The organism is Pseudobdellovibrionaceae bacterium (assembly GCA_023954155.1).
Classification (GTDB): domain Bacteria; phylum Bdellovibrionota; class Bdellovibrionia; order Bdellovibrionales; family UBA1609; genus JAMLIO01.
Map to the genome: position 1 here is coordinate 151,031 of JAMLIO010000006.1, position 14,918 is coordinate 165,948.

General features: G+C 40.9%; 14 protein-coding genes. 7 read left to right on the forward strand and 7 right to left on the reverse strand.

Going from position 1 to position 14,918, the window contains the following annotated elements:
* The first annotated feature begins 134 nt into the window (after nucleotides 1–134).
* Nucleotides 135–911, forward strand: coding sequence for an endonuclease/exonuclease/phosphatase family protein (locus M9899_08635; protein ID MCO5114228.1), 777 nt, complete (start codon nucleotides 135–137; stop codon nucleotides 909–911).
* A 75-nt stretch (nucleotides 912–986) separates the two neighbouring features.
* Here the strand turns inward: M9899_08635 and M9899_08640 are convergent, their stop codons facing one another.
* Nucleotides 987–2,822: a sulfatase-like hydrolase/transferase gene (locus M9899_08640; protein ID MCO5114229.1), complete on the reverse strand. Its 1,836-nt coding sequence runs from the start codon at nucleotides 2,820–2,822 to the stop codon at nucleotides 987–989.
* A gap of 456 nt (nucleotides 2,823–3,278) precedes the next feature.
* On the opposite strand from M9899_08640, the gene M9899_08645 reads away from it, so the two are divergent.
* Entirely contained in the window at nucleotides 3,279–3,746 is a 468-nt protein-coding gene (locus M9899_08645; protein ID MCO5114230.1) for a hypothetical protein, read from the forward strand.
* A 3-nt stretch (nucleotides 3,747–3,749) separates the two neighbouring features.
* Here M9899_08645 and M9899_08650 read toward each other — a convergent pair whose 3' ends face one another.
* Nucleotides 3,750–4,109, reverse strand: a complete 360-nt coding sequence (locus M9899_08650; protein MCO5114231.1) for a hypothetical protein — start codon at nucleotides 4,107–4,109, stop codon at nucleotides 3,750–3,752.
* Nucleotides 4,110–4,224: 115 nt separating this feature from the next.
* Nucleotides 4,225–4,767: a YceI family protein gene (locus M9899_08655; protein MCO5114232.1), complete on the reverse strand. Its 543-nt coding sequence runs from the start codon at nucleotides 4,765–4,767 to the stop codon at nucleotides 4,225–4,227.
* A 70-nt stretch (nucleotides 4,768–4,837) separates the two neighbouring features.
* Here M9899_08655 and M9899_08660 point away from each other — a divergent pair, with 70 nt between their 5' ends.
* From M9899_08660 to M9899_08670, 3 genes are all read left to right on the forward strand, one after another.
* Nucleotides 4,838–5,992 (forward strand): hypothetical protein, encoded by a 1,155-nt coding sequence (locus M9899_08660; protein ID MCO5114233.1) that lies wholly within the window; start codon nucleotides 4,838–4,840, stop codon nucleotides 5,990–5,992.
* Nucleotides 5,993–6,001: 9 nt separating this feature from the next.
* Entirely contained in the window at nucleotides 6,002–6,682 is a 681-nt protein-coding gene (locus M9899_08665; protein ID MCO5114234.1) for a hypothetical protein, read from the forward strand.
* An 82-nt stretch (nucleotides 6,683–6,764) separates the two neighbouring features.
* Nucleotides 6,765–7,664 carry a porin family protein gene (locus M9899_08670; protein ID MCO5114235.1) on the forward strand — a complete coding sequence of 300 codons (900 nt, stop codon included), beginning with the start codon at nucleotides 6,765–6,767 and terminating at the stop codon, nucleotides 7,662–7,664.
* 13 nt (nucleotides 7,665–7,677) lie between these two features.
* On the opposite strand, the gene M9899_08675 is transcribed toward M9899_08670, so the two are convergent.
* The 4 genes from M9899_08675 to M9899_08690 form a co-directional block, all read right to left on the reverse strand.
* Complete coding sequence (locus M9899_08675) at nucleotides 7,678–8,424, reverse strand: hypothetical protein (protein ID MCO5114236.1); 747 nt, start codon at nucleotides 8,422–8,424, stop codon at nucleotides 7,678–7,680.
* A 1-nt stretch (nucleotide 8,425) separates the two neighbouring features.
* Nucleotides 8,426–10,123: a hypothetical protein gene (locus M9899_08680; protein ID MCO5114237.1), complete on the reverse strand. Its 1,698-nt coding sequence runs from the start codon at nucleotides 10,121–10,123 to the stop codon at nucleotides 8,426–8,428.
* A 3-nt stretch (nucleotides 10,124–10,126) separates the two neighbouring features.
* The gene (locus M9899_08685; GenBank protein ID MCO5114238.1) at nucleotides 10,127–11,611 is read right to left on the reverse strand and encodes a hypothetical protein; all 1,485 of its coding nucleotides are present in this window, start codon (nucleotides 11,609–11,611) and stop codon (nucleotides 10,127–10,129) included.
* Between the two features lie 176 nt (nucleotides 11,612–11,787).
* Nucleotides 11,788–13,467, reverse strand: a complete 1,680-nt coding sequence (locus M9899_08690; protein ID MCO5114239.1) for a hypothetical protein — start codon at nucleotides 13,465–13,467, stop codon at nucleotides 11,788–11,790.
* Between the two features lie 192 nt (nucleotides 13,468–13,659).
* Between M9899_08690 and sugE the strand changes: the two genes are divergently transcribed.
* Nucleotides 13,660–13,989, forward strand: coding sequence for a quaternary ammonium compound efflux SMR transporter SugE (gene sugE / locus M9899_08695; GenBank protein ID MCO5114240.1), 330 nt, complete (start codon nucleotides 13,660–13,662; stop codon nucleotides 13,987–13,989).
* A gap of 134 nt (nucleotides 13,990–14,123) precedes the next feature.
* Nucleotides 14,124–14,918 carry a bifunctional DNA-formamidopyrimidine glycosylase/DNA-(apurinic or apyrimidinic site) lyase gene (gene mutM / locus M9899_08700; protein ID MCO5114241.1) on the forward strand — a complete coding sequence of 265 codons (795 nt, stop codon included), beginning with the start codon at nucleotides 14,124–14,126 and terminating at the stop codon, nucleotides 14,916–14,918.

A 14,918-nucleotide genomic window follows, 5' to 3' on the forward strand; every position in this document is an offset into this window, starting at 1 on the left:
CTTTAATTACAAAGCCATTTCCATGGCCCTGATACAAAAAAAGAGACCTATGGCGAAGGTTTATAATATAAAACACTCATGTCATTGGATCAAAAAGTCTTGCACTATAGCGTTGTCCTCTCTATTTTAAATCCATGAGTAAGCTCACACTAACCTCTTTTAATATTCGTTGCTTTGGTTTTAATGGTGATTACTTCGCGCCCGCAAAGTCCGAATTGCGCGTTCCCTTTCTGAAAAAATTTGTGTTTGATCACTTTTCCAATACTGATGTTTTTATTCTACAAGAGATCATGGACCCTAGTTTACTTCCAAATCTTCTCCCTCAAGGATTTAAGTTTTACACTTATGAACACACTTACCCACGACACATGTATATTGCTCTTTGTTGTCGTCAAGGGCTAGACTTTGTGGAAACACAAATCATCCCCGATACAGCTATTGACAGCACCTCATCAAGACCCGCATTTTATGGAGTGCTCACCCAAGGAAAAACACCTCTAGCTCAGATCGTTGGTGTGCATCTTAAATCCGATTACAACAACACAGACAATCGCATTAAGCAGGCTCTTGCCATCTGTGAATTTTTAAACCAAAAGCAAGACCCATTACCTGTAGTCCTTGCTGGGGACTTTAACAGCCATCTCAATTCCAAAACCAAAAAGAACCGTGATGACCTGTTTTATCTGAATGATCTTTTCGAAAAACAAGGACTAAAACGTGCAGAGCTTTTTGACTTTACTTACATCACGTCCTTTGAGCGTGCCCATCTGGATCATATTTGGACCTCGGCTCAAATTCTAGAAACTCGCACCTATAATTATACATCTTATGCCCCTGCAGCAGAGGCATTAAAAAAATATTTTGATGAAATTTCAGATCACTTGCCTGTCTCTGCAACTCTGGCTTTATAAACGAATCGACCACAAATCCGTCAAATGCTCATCAGCATCTGGTCCCAAATTTCTTTCTATAAAATACAAGAACGCTTATTTTAAATACTCACCCATACGATATAGGATTTTAGGTAATTTTGATTTTCTGCTGTCCGTAAAACCCTTAGCCTTGGCAATCACATCATACTTCAGGTCACGAAACTCAACCTTATAAGAACTATGTGATTTAATACCAAAAACCACGAAGCCTTCTGCATCCAAATAAGCACAATCACTCCAGCTACAAGCTATAATATCCCTAGGGGAATCATCAAATAAAGACTGGCCATGAGAGTAGTCCTTTGAGGGACTGTTCACTCCTAAAAAGGGCATGAGAGTGGGAATCAGATCATGATGGGACGTAATATGTGTATATTCCTGTGGCTTTTTACCAGGGATATACACCAACATTGGAACCTGCACTTGATATGGTGTAAACGCGTTAGCATGGCCAATATGACCATTCTCCAAAAACTCTTCTCCGTGGTCACCCGTGATCACTATAATTGTATTCTTCAAAACATTCTGTTTTTCTAACGTTTCTAGCAGTCTGCCTATAAGAACATCTATATAGTATAAGCTGTTATGGTAACAATTTTTAATCTCTAATTTAATCTCCTCGTCACTAAGGGACATATAGCTCACTTGATCCACTATGGGTTCAAATTTCACATGATCATCTGGAAACGAATAAGGCGCATGGGTGCTGTCCAATAAACTATATACAAAGAAAGGCTTCTTTTCAGAAATAGAGAAATTTGTCAGATCCTCTAAGGCCTCTGCATTTTTAATATGCGCAGGTGCTATGCCATACTCGTCTTTTACATGTTCGAGCATATTTACAAAGAGTGTTTTTCTGAATTCAGGAAAGGTCTGCGGAGACGGCGAATACACTTGCATTTGGTAATTAAGCTCTTGCAAGCGATCTAAGAAAACAGGAGATCGATTCTTTCTTAAAAACTGATCCCAATAAGAAGAGTAGATGCCATAAAACAAAGAAAACACCCCGTTACGCGTTCCATTTCCACCACTATAATGCAGAGTAAAGTTTTGTGATTTTTTAGCAAAATCAAACAAATGAGGTGTGATTTCTGGAGTGAATGACTGCGCCCTAAAGCTGTCTATCACTAAAAATATAAAATTATATTGCGTATCTGTTTTTTTAAATTTTAAATCTTTGAGAGGGTAATGCAGTTCCGATTTAACTTGTTCCACAACTTCCATATCAGGCGTAGGTAAATAGCCAAACACCTTCTTGAATGTTCTTTTTACCGTTAAAGGTTGATAACCTGGCACCACATTATAAACCTTGGTGATTTCATATATATCGTACAAATCCCCATAAGCATAAAGACTGGAACCCACTAGATATAAACCTAAAAGTCCACTACATAGGAGTTTTGTCCTGAGCAAAGGGATAGATAATTTTCTTTGGCAAAAAATATAAAGCAGATATTGAGCTACAGTAAAGCTCAGTGCAATAAAAATGATAATATAAATATCCCACGTTTTAATCCCTAAGGACTCCCATCCTCCTGGTGTGATTAAGACATTCCAAACCAATGAATTAAAATGAAATTTCAAAAAATAATATATCTGTGTATCTGCAAACAAAAAAAGTCCCAAGACAGAGTACACCAGAGGCATCACCAAATTTTGTAGCGGTTTCGGCAAGAAACCAAACGCCAGATAAATCAGAGAATAGATGACCCCAATCTGAACAACCAAACTTACGGTGATATAAGTCAGAGAAAAAATGCCTGTATAGGGCGTGCTTGCAAAGTAAAGCAGAGAAATTAAACTACCAATAAGAATATTAAATAATAAAAAATGGGTATTTTTTAAACCCCAAAAATTACTTTTAAAAAAATCCACTACTGCTGCAAGCACTTCCAACCTCTGATGACTGCCTACGAATTGAATACGTATCCTAAAAAACGATATTCATTCCGATTCAGATGGGAAGTCAAATAAATATATATACCTTTCTTATTTGTAATAAATGCCGAAACTTCCCCTCACGCCTTACCCCACCAGAGGGGAATAAAACATGTCCTTTCAAGCCTTATCCAGTCAGAGGAGTTAAATCATTCCCTCTCAAGCCTTATCCAGCCAGAGGGTATAGAACATGTCTTTTAAACATCTTATTTTCAATTAGGGTCAAAATGCGCAAATGGGCGTAATATTAAAGAATAGAGGCTTTGGGCGTCTTGGTTTGCTCCTTGTGGATTGACCTCTAAAATGATTATTACTTAGAATAAGGAGGGTTCATTCTATCTGTTTTGCAACTGTGTCCAAATGAACCCAATTAAACTCAACTCATTCTCTTTTTAGCAAGGAGTTTTTATGTTTAAATCCTCACTAACAATTCTTGTGGCTTTTTTACTACTCGCAAATTGCACCTCCTACCATAAAGGGATCGCCTCCTATGAAGAAGTGTACTCAGCCAACGACCCTTCCACGTTTGAGTTTTCACATTTTAAATACTTCGGAAGCAACAATGTGCTCATCATCAATGAAGATAGAAGAATCAAAAGAGACCTAGCCGAACTGTGCAGTGATTTTGAAATGAGTTGCATTCGTTACAATTTAGATATCGAATCTGAAAAAGCTACAAGTCAGATGGATGACATCCTAAAGCAGATTTATAAGTACAAAGGGGAAACCTTTTTGTTGGTTTCCGATCATGCCGACATCACTTCAGCCATTGTCGCCAAATATGCTAAGTTAAGATATAAAGACCAAAACTATGAAAAAATCTTTAAGACCTTTAAAGCCGAAAATGTCGACGCTTTACTGCCACTCGTTAAATAGAACTTAAGGAAGGATCTGCAAAATCCAGTTATACAGAATGTCTCTTTCGTTTGCAGGAATGGTACCGATGGTGGGCATGGTTTTGGGACCCATGGGACCTAAGCTGTTTTGAATTCTATAGTAAAGCGGCGAAGCCTCTGGGTCACCTGGTATGATATATCCCTCATCCACAAACCAGTCTTCACTAGCTAAAGCCCAACCTACATGATGACACATATTACATCTGTTTGCGATCACACGATTAGCAGCCTCAAACATTTCGCTACCATCGGGTGCCAAACCATCTCCTGCACTGGAGTTCTCAGTTTGCAGACACCCACTCGATAAAGCTACACAGAAAAAAATCAAAATGTACTTCATCATCAATTAACCTTTTACCCTATAATCGCCATACTTTTTATTTTACAATAAAACTATGATTTAGTCTAAAATACTGAATCTACAGTTTTTTGATCCCAACCTTTGTCTCTTTTTAAGACTATTTGGATTTACTTCCTTTCCTTGCATCCACAGCCGCCCGTGCTTTTGGCATTGGAACTTGCTCAACGGGAACTGTCACTCTCACAGTCACTTCATCTTTAACTCCCACACCCATGTACTTCACATCTTTAATACCCAAAGAAGCTAAATTCATTGTAAAACTAGATGTTAAAAACTTTCCCTTAGTGGTGTATGTGGTGTTGATCTGATGTTGCTTTCCCATCAAAGAGATCACGGCCTTGGCTTTTCCATCCGTGCCTTTGGCTTTCACCAGCTTGGCTGTTGGAAATTTATCCGTCAGCAGTCTCTGTTTCAAATGTTTATCTCGCAATGCAATTCCTGTCTTCAAACTGTTCAGATCCACAACAACTTGATTAGAAATGACAACGTTGCCGCGCTGTTTAACCAAACCTTTCGCAGTGCCTTTCGCTTTGAAACTTCCTGCAGGACTCAGTTGTACATCAACTTCCACACCAGCACTTGCGTTTGCAATGTGTGAAACAAAAAGAACACTCACAAGCACAGTAAGAAAATGACTCATAATTAGCTCCTGATTTTAGCCAGATAAACATTTGTCACACAGGTAAAATTTTAGCTATGATATGTGTTATATGTCACGCCTTCTGTTTTTTTTTGGACTTCTTATACCATTGCCCACTTGGGCTTATCCGCAATTCATCGGATACAAGTATTCCTCGTGCATCACATGTCACTACAACAGCCAAGGTAATGGACCCATCAATGATTATGGACGCGCTCTATGGGCGACAGAGATCGCAGGACGCATGGGTGCAGAAAACAAGACAGACGATCAGCTCGGAGAAGCCTCTGGAGTTTTGGGAAAGAAAAATCTACCTTATTGGATCAGACCTGGATTTAAGCTAAGACAGCTCTGGGCAAATTCAAATCCAGGAACAGACATCTCTACGTCTCGAGAAATTTTAATGCAAGCCGAAGGAAGTTTGGCCTTATTCTTAGATCAGAGTCAGAAGTATGCTGTTGTCGGGTCCTTTGGTTATGTGCCCGAGCCCCTTCGTCTTCAAGGTCGGGGCATGAGTGTTGACACTTGGATTTCAAGAGAACACTACGTCAGAGCCCAAGCCATGGAAGATTTGTGGGTCTATGCAGGCATGACCGACAAGGTCTATGGCATACGTCATGCCAACCATACAGCCTTTAGTCGGTCCAGAACAGGTTTAGCCCAAAACGACCAAGCTCATGGTGTTGTCGCCCACTATATCAAACCCAATTGGGAGTTAGCTGCGAATGCCTTTGTAGGAAATTTATATCAAGATGCTCCTTATCGCCAACAAGGTCTGTCACTTTGGTTTGAATACGAGATCAAAGAAAATTGGCGGCTGGGAACTTCTATACTTAAATCAAAAAATGATTTTGTAAATAATTTAAGATTAGGATTTATGTCTCGTGTAGGATATGGAAGCGGTACAGCTGTTTTATTTGAGTCAGGTTTGATTAAAGACAGTCCTACCACAGGCAATGGCTCTAGAACTGGTTATTATGTATATTCCGAAGCACATCAACGAGTGGCCCGAGGCTACCATGTTTTTGTTACTGGTCAGGCCTACAAAGCTGACATCACAGGCGCTCATTCAGATAGCGTCACTCTGGGATTTGGGCTTCTGGCTTTCCCAATGCAAAGAGTGGAACTCCGAATTGAAGCCGAGAATTCCCAATCATTTTCTTCTGACCCAGAGATACAAAGGTACTTTTGGAACGCATTAGGACAACTTCACATTTCACTTTAGAGGATAGCAGTGAGATTTATTAAAATCATTTTTAGTCTTTTTATCATCACAAGCAGCTATCACTCTGCTGTCTTTGCGCAGAGTAAAGCTCCAGCACGTGCTCCTAAAAGACCTATTCAGACTAAAGCCGCAGCAAAGCCCGTACCTGAAAAAAGTTTTGCTCAACGTAACTACAAAGAACTACACTTTGGCCTCAATCTGATCACCAATCGCTTCACCCTAGATGTGGGGGGCTCCAAAGCAGCTATGCGCACACAACTGCAAGGCTTAAGCTTTACTTATACCCTATACCGTCCAAGTCAAAATATTATGTGGCTATACAGCTATGGATTTGGCGCGACAGTCGGTGTTGCGAAAGCTTCTCCCGATCCCTTTCATGCCCCTTTTGATGGTTATGAGGTGAAAAATAAAACTTGGTTTATGGGGTCTTTCTTGCCTGGCATAGACTTCCGACGCTCTCAACGGGCTCGGGTTGGGATTTTTACACCCGTCGTATTTAGAATTTTAGACTTTGGGTATGACGAAAATGTGGCCAAAGTCTTTGATGATGATCCCTTCTCTGTGGGCGTAGGATTTCGGTATATCAACGCCCTCTCCGTCCGTGATTCTGTTTCTATTTCATTTACTCATCAAATCATCTGGGCGGCTTCAACTTGGGAATTAGTATGGCAACGTCGTCTTGGTTTATAAACCTTTGTTCCTGCACCTTTGTGTTCATCAACGCAAAAGCGCAAGGCTTCACTTTACCTATCTATTCAGGAGCCCTTAAGATATGAACTTCTTTTTAAAATTTATCTTGGCGTTTATTTTTATTGTTGGTTCTGGGGCTTTGAACTTCGCTTTGGCCGCACAAGTGGTTGCCGTCAAAGGCAAACAGGTTTTAGTGAGAGGAAAAAACCTTAAGACCAATGGCCTTTACTATGTGGTAGCCCAAGGTAAAAGGCGTGGTGTCGTGAGAATTAAAAAGGTACAGGGCACTAAGGCCCTTGCTGTGCTATTAAAAGGTAACGTGAATAAAGGCCATAGTTTAATTTATAGATCACCAAAACCAAAATCAGCCACACAAGCCAAAGCGCCGAAAACGCAAAGACCTTCTTCTGCAAAAACAAAACCTAGAACTAAAAAAAGTTCCAGTCTCCCCTCTCCTGGGTTTTACGGGATCGGTGGTGCCTTAGCTTATCACCAAAACAAAGCGAGTATAAAATTCAACAACGGTGATTCCGATTCTCTTTCTGGCTCTGGCATTAGCTTTAAGGCTTTTGGTGACTATATGTTTGCCGAACGCATTCACCTTAGAGGCGAAGTCGGTACGGTTGCTTTTAAATCCAAAGGGGCCGACAAATGCTTTGGCGAACAATGTCGTTTGAATATTAACTACTTAGGAGCTACTGTAATGGCTCGCTATATGTTTAATCCCCACAACAGTCTCACTCGTTACTGGGGTGGTGCTGGGGCAAGCTTGGTCTTTCCACTCAGCAAAGGAAACACCAACGCCGTACAAGTAGACGATGTAGGAAGCACGATGACCTTTCATATTGGCGGCGGCTTAGACTATCAACTTAACGACAAATATTTCATCCCCGTCACGGCAGAATATATTTTATTTCCACCTAGTGACGATGTCTCCTCAAACATGATGATGCTTAAGGTGGGTTTTGGAATGCGATTATAGTTATATAGAAATCCTAAGGAACTTCCCAGCCTGTAGACACACATAAACCCAAGCCGACATGACGTAAGCCTTCATCTGTAGCACTGCCTTGCTCTTGCGCGCGTTCATATAAGTCGTCTAATGATGCCAGAGTTCGTTGACGTGGCATTTGACCCAAATAAAATAACTGATGAGCATTAAATAGCATATCGTCAGAGGTGTTAAGCATCGCTCCTACTTTTTTAATATTGGCTTCAAAGTTTTTTAACACATTGTCATTTTGTAACAGTCGATCACAGGCTTGCTGTTTTAAGCTGGCTCTGAATACACTGCTCACTGGTGCCAGTTGCAAAGAAGCATGAGCCACATTTCGTCCATTGCAACCATATTCCTGAATAGTATAAAAGCAGGGTCCACCAAAATCCATAAAGTTTTTCTGAACCACATCATCAATCAAGGTCTTAATAGCTCTATGAGGATTTGCTGTCCAAGTGGACTGGTCTGGCGGCAAAAAGGCACGATAAAGAACCGTCGCCACATAATTTCTTTCTGTATTACGTGCTGTGGTTGTGACTCTTTGCTCAATCCCCACCCACTCACCGTCTTTTACGGTTAAACCATGGACAGGTTTCCATGCGTCCTTATGGGGATCTTCTGCTGCCAAACGATAATAGTCCATAGACGACATCGACCCAATATAAGAGCAGTTCTGAAAAGAGAACAGAAAAAATCCAAGAAGAGCCACAAATGCAAAGGCGGCTTTAAAGTGTCGTTTTGTCATACTAACCCACCACCTTTAATTTAATATCTTCATTGGCATGAGTACTTTGACGAGCTTTTCCACCAATGACTTGCAATAGACCCACGTTATTATTAGCTGGCGTTGGAATCCCTAATAATTCACACACTGTGGAATGCACATGCCCAGGCGTTAAGGTCACTGGCCCTTGTTCAATGTTAAGTGGTGCACCAATACCCCAGCTGCCTTTATAGTTTGTGCCCACTAGACTTAATCCTGGAGCCGTACCATCTTTATAAATACGCCCAATCACTTTCGGAGTTTGCGCATCAATTGTTCCTGAGAACAGCGTGCAGACTTGAGCTTGGAAACCATGATCCGATCCTGTGCCATCTATACGAGGCGATCTATTAAATTCACCTGAAAGTTTAATGACCATGTCATTAAAACTATAACCTTTTCCAGAGGTCTTTCTGTTGTTAATAAATTCATATAAGCAAGAGCTTAGTGCTCTATACATCAAAGAGTTTGTCATTGTAGACACCGCAGCACCCACATTATGCTGGTCATGAGTCACTCCACGAGCAGCTGGTGAACTACCTGCTGCAATTGTCATATTGGCAGTCATGTTTCCTACGCGCCCCAATAAACTGGAAGATAATTTGTTTTCAGCTAAAAATTCAGCCACGGCAAACAACTGAGACATTTGATTATGCATTCCCGCAAACGCCAAATCTCTTAAATCTGGATTGAGAGCTCTTATAGTTGCAGAGCCACTTTGATATAGCAGACCTCTACTGTTAACTGGTGCGCCGACTTTTTTGTCTAAATAGCCTTTGAATTGACTTCTGTCTGTGAAAGATTTTTCGACTAAAGCTTTATATTTAGAATGCTTTTCATTCCAAATGGTATTTAAATTTCCGATGGAAGAGTTGATCAACTCCAGCGCACCTTCGTGAGTCTTCTTAATATTGATTGTTGCTGGGTTTCTAACACCTGTATCGTAATTCAAGTTATCTAAAACATTTTGATAAGATTGACGTAGATTTCCATCTAAAGACTTATAAATTTGTAAGTTATTAGAGCTGAACTTACTCATTAAAGAGCTGACGATATTTGTTGTAGCATTACCAAAAGTCGCTATCGTAGTTCCTTGTCCCCCCTTTGAAATAAAGGGATAACCTGATTGCAAGTCGACACCATTAAAAGGAGACTTCACAGCGTCTGATAAAAATCCAGCTACGGTGTAACCATTTGCCTGCTCCATTCTTACTGTCGAGTCTGGATGTCCAGGGGCTTCGGTGTTTACACCTTGAATGATCACCATGTGTTCCATTAAATCCGAGATATTTACAAAACCTCCGCCCACTGCAGGCATCTTTTGTCCCCACATCCATGGAGCCGTAAGGCCATATTTATCTATTTTTACAGTCTTATACACAGGTTCCATGTAAGCTGAACTGTTCACATTATCAAAACAGTTCATTACTCCACCGTTAGTGATCACGTTTTTATTAGAGTTGCCATAAGGATCTAAAAATAAATCATAGGACCAACGCGGAGGGGCTCCAGGAAATGTAATTGCAAAATAAAATTTTTCTGGCCCCAAAGTATTAGCATAGGCAGTATGAAGACTCTTATATATGGCCGCCTCGATGATCGTTTGCAAAGGACTGCTGGCAATACCAAGAGCGGAACTTCCTAATAGAAATTTTAAAAAATCACGACGATCAGTACTCATGGCTTACTCCCCTGCTCCAAAGCTTGCATGACGATAAATATCTGAGGTTATTATAGACTCTAAGGTTTTCATTGGATCTTGATGGTTTTTCAATTCAGACGCTAACTGTCTGATGAAAATCGCGTTCTGGTCGTTTTGATAAAGCGGACTTTTGATCAATTCGACTGGATAATCCATATTTGTAAAGTGTTTGAAATATCTTGTGGCTGCACATAAGTAAGTGTCATCGAGTTGTTTGAAGATATTACCTAGAGCATTAAAATCGTTCACTGGCTTTTCAATATACACACCATCTAAAGTTCTATAAGCAAAAACCCCTCTGGCTGTTTTTTTATAATAATCAGGATCACGAACAGTAGGCCATGTATAGGCTGATGAAATCGTGGCAGGACGATCCACTTCGATTCTTCCTATATTTGTACCTGCGCGGTTAATGCCCACAACGGTAGTACTGTAGGCTCTAAGTAAACCCACAACTTGGTCCATACTCACATGACATCCTACACAACCACGATTGGTTCTAAATGGAATGTCTTTGGCATTAGGGTCAACGTAGGGAGCTGAATCAGAGCCTAAGTTCACAACAGGCAAATCACGACATGTGAAGTCTTTAAAAATAGCACGACCAAAACGACGAGGCATAATCAAGCCTCCATCTGAATTGACAGAACTTAAATTCACTGTGCGCATCACATAGTCACGGTTACCTAAAATCCCACCACCTTTAGAACCATTAAAGACTCTGGGTGTATTCGGCGCACCTGCGGTTCCAGGAACCATCAATTCAGGCTCATCTCTAAAACCGATCAGGTCTCCATGAGGTTTAAATCTTACCCCCGACCAAGGTCGACCTGTTGTGCGATAGGTATCAGGAACATTGGGATCGTTAGAACGGATCACATCATGACGTCCATAAATGTACACAGGATAATTGTAGTTATTGTTATTCGGGTCTGTGCTGATCATCACTGAAGCTAAACGACGACTAGAGTCTACATCATTCCTTCCATCTAAATTAGTACTTCCTTCACGAATAGCTTCGTAACTTTTAGCGCCGTCAAAGATATCTTGATATTTAAACTTAGGATCAAAGAGAGCTTTTGATAAATAAACGCTTCCTGTGCTTGGATCAACCAATCCTGAGTTATTGATAGCAGCAACACCTACTAACGTGCTATCCATAAACCAATGACTATGAAGCGCATAAAAGGTGTTCAAAACATCTTTTGCAACACGGTCATTTTTATTGCGAAGTATCCCATTCGATTGAAGTTGTGCACTTTTCAAAACAGAAACACAGGCGTTCTCGGCAGAGATTTGACCCGCGATAATTTTTGTCAATAAAGGGTCATTGAGTGCTGGGGTTTTTGTAGTCAAATGACTAAAGCATCTATTATAGAAAGCCAGATCAGATAACTGCAGATCGGCTGCCGCAGATATTGAAGTTGAGAAAAAAACAATACAATAAAAGAACATGGTTTTTTTCATATAACTCCTTAAAACTCAAAGTGATTTATATCTTTATCGGTACCTTGGAAGTGAATTTTAGAATATCTCCCCCTATGTGTCTTAATTTAAGACTTATATGGATAGTGTTTCGCAAATGTTTTCCTAATGTGATGTTATCATTTTAATACAGTTGCATTGATAAAAATTATAAAATACTAAAGTTTACAGCTACCATAAGATTTAAATTCTGACTTGTACGCCAACCCATAGTTTAGGGCTATATCCCTTAGAGCCTCTAAAACAGAAGGGTCAAGAGCTTCCATCAAAGAAGGCTCCTCTTTGGCTTCACACTCAAATACGACATATAAAAGCTGGTGCAGATAATAATGGGACAGAGGTGTAAGCTGCCCCTCATCATTGATCAGCCATTTTATCTGTTGCTCTGTGGGGAGATGTTTTTCAATCACGCTTTGCTCGATCAACAACGGTAAGAGATCAAACAGAGCCTTTTCCAAAAAGAGATTCAAATTTTGAATTCCCGTAGGAGGCAAAGATAGTGCTTCCATATTAGTCACAAGAGCGGCTATTGCGGCAGTAATGGCTACTGACCTATTAGAAGAAAGATCTATCCCTTCTTTTCTTAAATCTTGGAACTCATTTTGTCTGTGTTGGTGCTGTGCACGTAAACCTGAACTTATAAGTAAGGTAAAGTTCCTTGATACGGTTCCCGACGCATTTCCAGCTCTATCAACCTGAGATAAGGTGACCGCTTTTGTTCCATTTCCTGCGGTGAGCGTGATGACCCTTGAAAAAATACCACTACTATTACAAGTTGCTGTAAAAGTCCCACTCACTCCCGCACCCGCAATTCCTACTGTAGCACTCGCCTCACAGGTACCCGCCACGGTTTGATTTGTTGAAGTGACAATCTGACCATTTGTAGCAGGTGTTGTAAACGCTGGGTTTGCTGGTGATGTTGTATCTAAAATAAAGTTTCTCGATGCTGTTCCTGATATATTTCCTGCTCTATCCACTTGGGTGATACTTACAGTTTTAGTCCCTTCACCCGCAGTGAGAGTTAAAGCACGAGTAAAAGTACCGCCAGCACTACAAGTCACTTCTAGAGGTAAAGGATTAGCAGGTATATCTACAACACCACTTCCTGTGATCAATACTGTCGCACTGGCCTCGCATGTCCCCACAACTGTTTGACTTACATTGTTGACGTAAAAATTGTTTGTTGCGGGTGTAGTAAAAGCAGGATTCGCTGGCGAAGCCGTGTCAATAGTGATGGTGCGGCTCACCGTTGAAGACGCGTTTCCTGCTCGATCTACTTGCCTCACAGTAAAGGTTTTAGCTCCATCATTGTTCGTGAATGTCACGCCAATAGAGTAACTCCCACCAAGACATGTCTCAGTGACTGGCGGTGAAAGCACGTTGCCCGTGATCTGAACTGTGGCATCTGTTTCACATGCACCACTTACCGATTGGGAGGCTTGATTAAAATGAGCATTAGCAATAGGTGATGTGATCGTTGGTACCGCTGGAGCCGCCGTGTCTAGAGTGACACTCAACTCCACAGGCTCAGATGTTGTGCTTCCTGCTCGTTGTACAACAGTTAAGTTTTTTAAACCTTGGCCTGCTGTCAAATTCGCAACCAGAGTGAACTCAGAGTTAAGGCAAGACGCTTCTACTGGCGGAGTGAGTACATCCCCAGACACCGCAATGGTTGTACCGCTTCTACATTCTCCAGACACAGTAAGGGCTGCTGTATTCACGTAAGCTTCATCCACAGGAGCAAGTACATTTAACCCATCAAATGAAGATTGGGGTCTAAGGTTTGAACAGGAAACCAGTGTCAGAACTGGGATTAACGTGAGTAACTTTACAAACACAGTCATCCCTAGATTTTAACAGGGTTTCAGCGACTTAAAAACCCGCCTGTTTCAAAACAAGACTTATGAATATGTTTTGCGCTTACCAATAAATAGCGATAGAGTGAGGGTATAGAAAAATGGCGAAGACGCCCCTGACGAGGAGAACCGTACCAGGATAGCAAAGACGGCTCTTTCAACAAAGGAGTCGTTATGTCAGCAACTTGGTCTTGGATTATTCTTATTATCGCAGGTCTTTTTGAAGTCTGTTGGGCCATCGGCCTTAAATATACAGATGGTTTTACTAAACTTATACCCAGCATTTTCACTCTTGTTACTTTGGCCATCAGCATGTTTTTACTAGCTCGCGCAAGTCAGGCTCTACCTATTGGGACCGCTTATGGTGTGTGGGTCGGCATTGGAGCCTTAGGGGCGGCTTTGCTTGGAATCTTTTTATTCAAAGAACCCGCCACAATGTCTCGTCTGTTTTTTCTTGGTTTATTGCTTGTGTCCATTATCGGTTTGAAAATCACAAGCAGCTAGATATTCAATAAATGTGTGGGACTGCAATGGTTTTTAGTAGAAATTTGCTTCCCGATGGGATGATGAAAGTTGAACAGCAAGGGCGGCATGAACACTCTTGCAATAAATAACCATCTCAAGTAGTTAAATGACTTATGCCTGAACTTCCAGAAGTTGAAAATGTCCGCTTGGGACTGAATCAGTATTTAACAAAAAAACCGCTCACAAAGGTGACCCTTTTACGCAAAGACTTGCGGTTTCCTTTGCCACGCAAAGAACTTTTGTCTCTGAAGAATCATTGTCTTTTAAATCTTGAACGACGAGGTAAATTTTTGATCTTTAATTTTGATCATCTTTCTTTATTTTCACATCTGGGTATGACGGGGCACTGGCGCGTGGAAAAGATCCATCGCCCCATAAAACACGACCACCTGATTTTATCGTGGAAGGATCAAAATTGGATTTACAACGATCCCAGAAGGTTTGGTTACATAGGACTTCACACAGGCCAACTATTAAAAAAATTTGGTCCCGACCCTATTTTAGATGACATCAAATCCAATGACCTTTGGCTTAAAGCCCAAGGCAAAAAACAACCCATTAAAACCTGGCTGATGGACCAAAAAAATATTTTGGGCATCGGTAATATTTATGCCTCAGAAGTTTTATTTGCCTGTGGGCTCCACCCCCTACGACCAGTCCATAAAGTCACTGAAACTCAATGGAAACAGATCTTACAACACACTAAAAGAATTCTTAAAAAATCCATTCGATTAGGTGGAAGCACCATTAAAGATTATCGCACAGTCGACGGCGAAAAAGGTGGGTTTCAAAATACATGGGCAGTCTATGATAAAGAAGGTCTGTCGTGCAAGACATGTAAGCATCCAATTTTTCACCTTAAACTTTCAGGACGAGCCACTTACTTTTGTAAGTCTTGTCAAAAATAA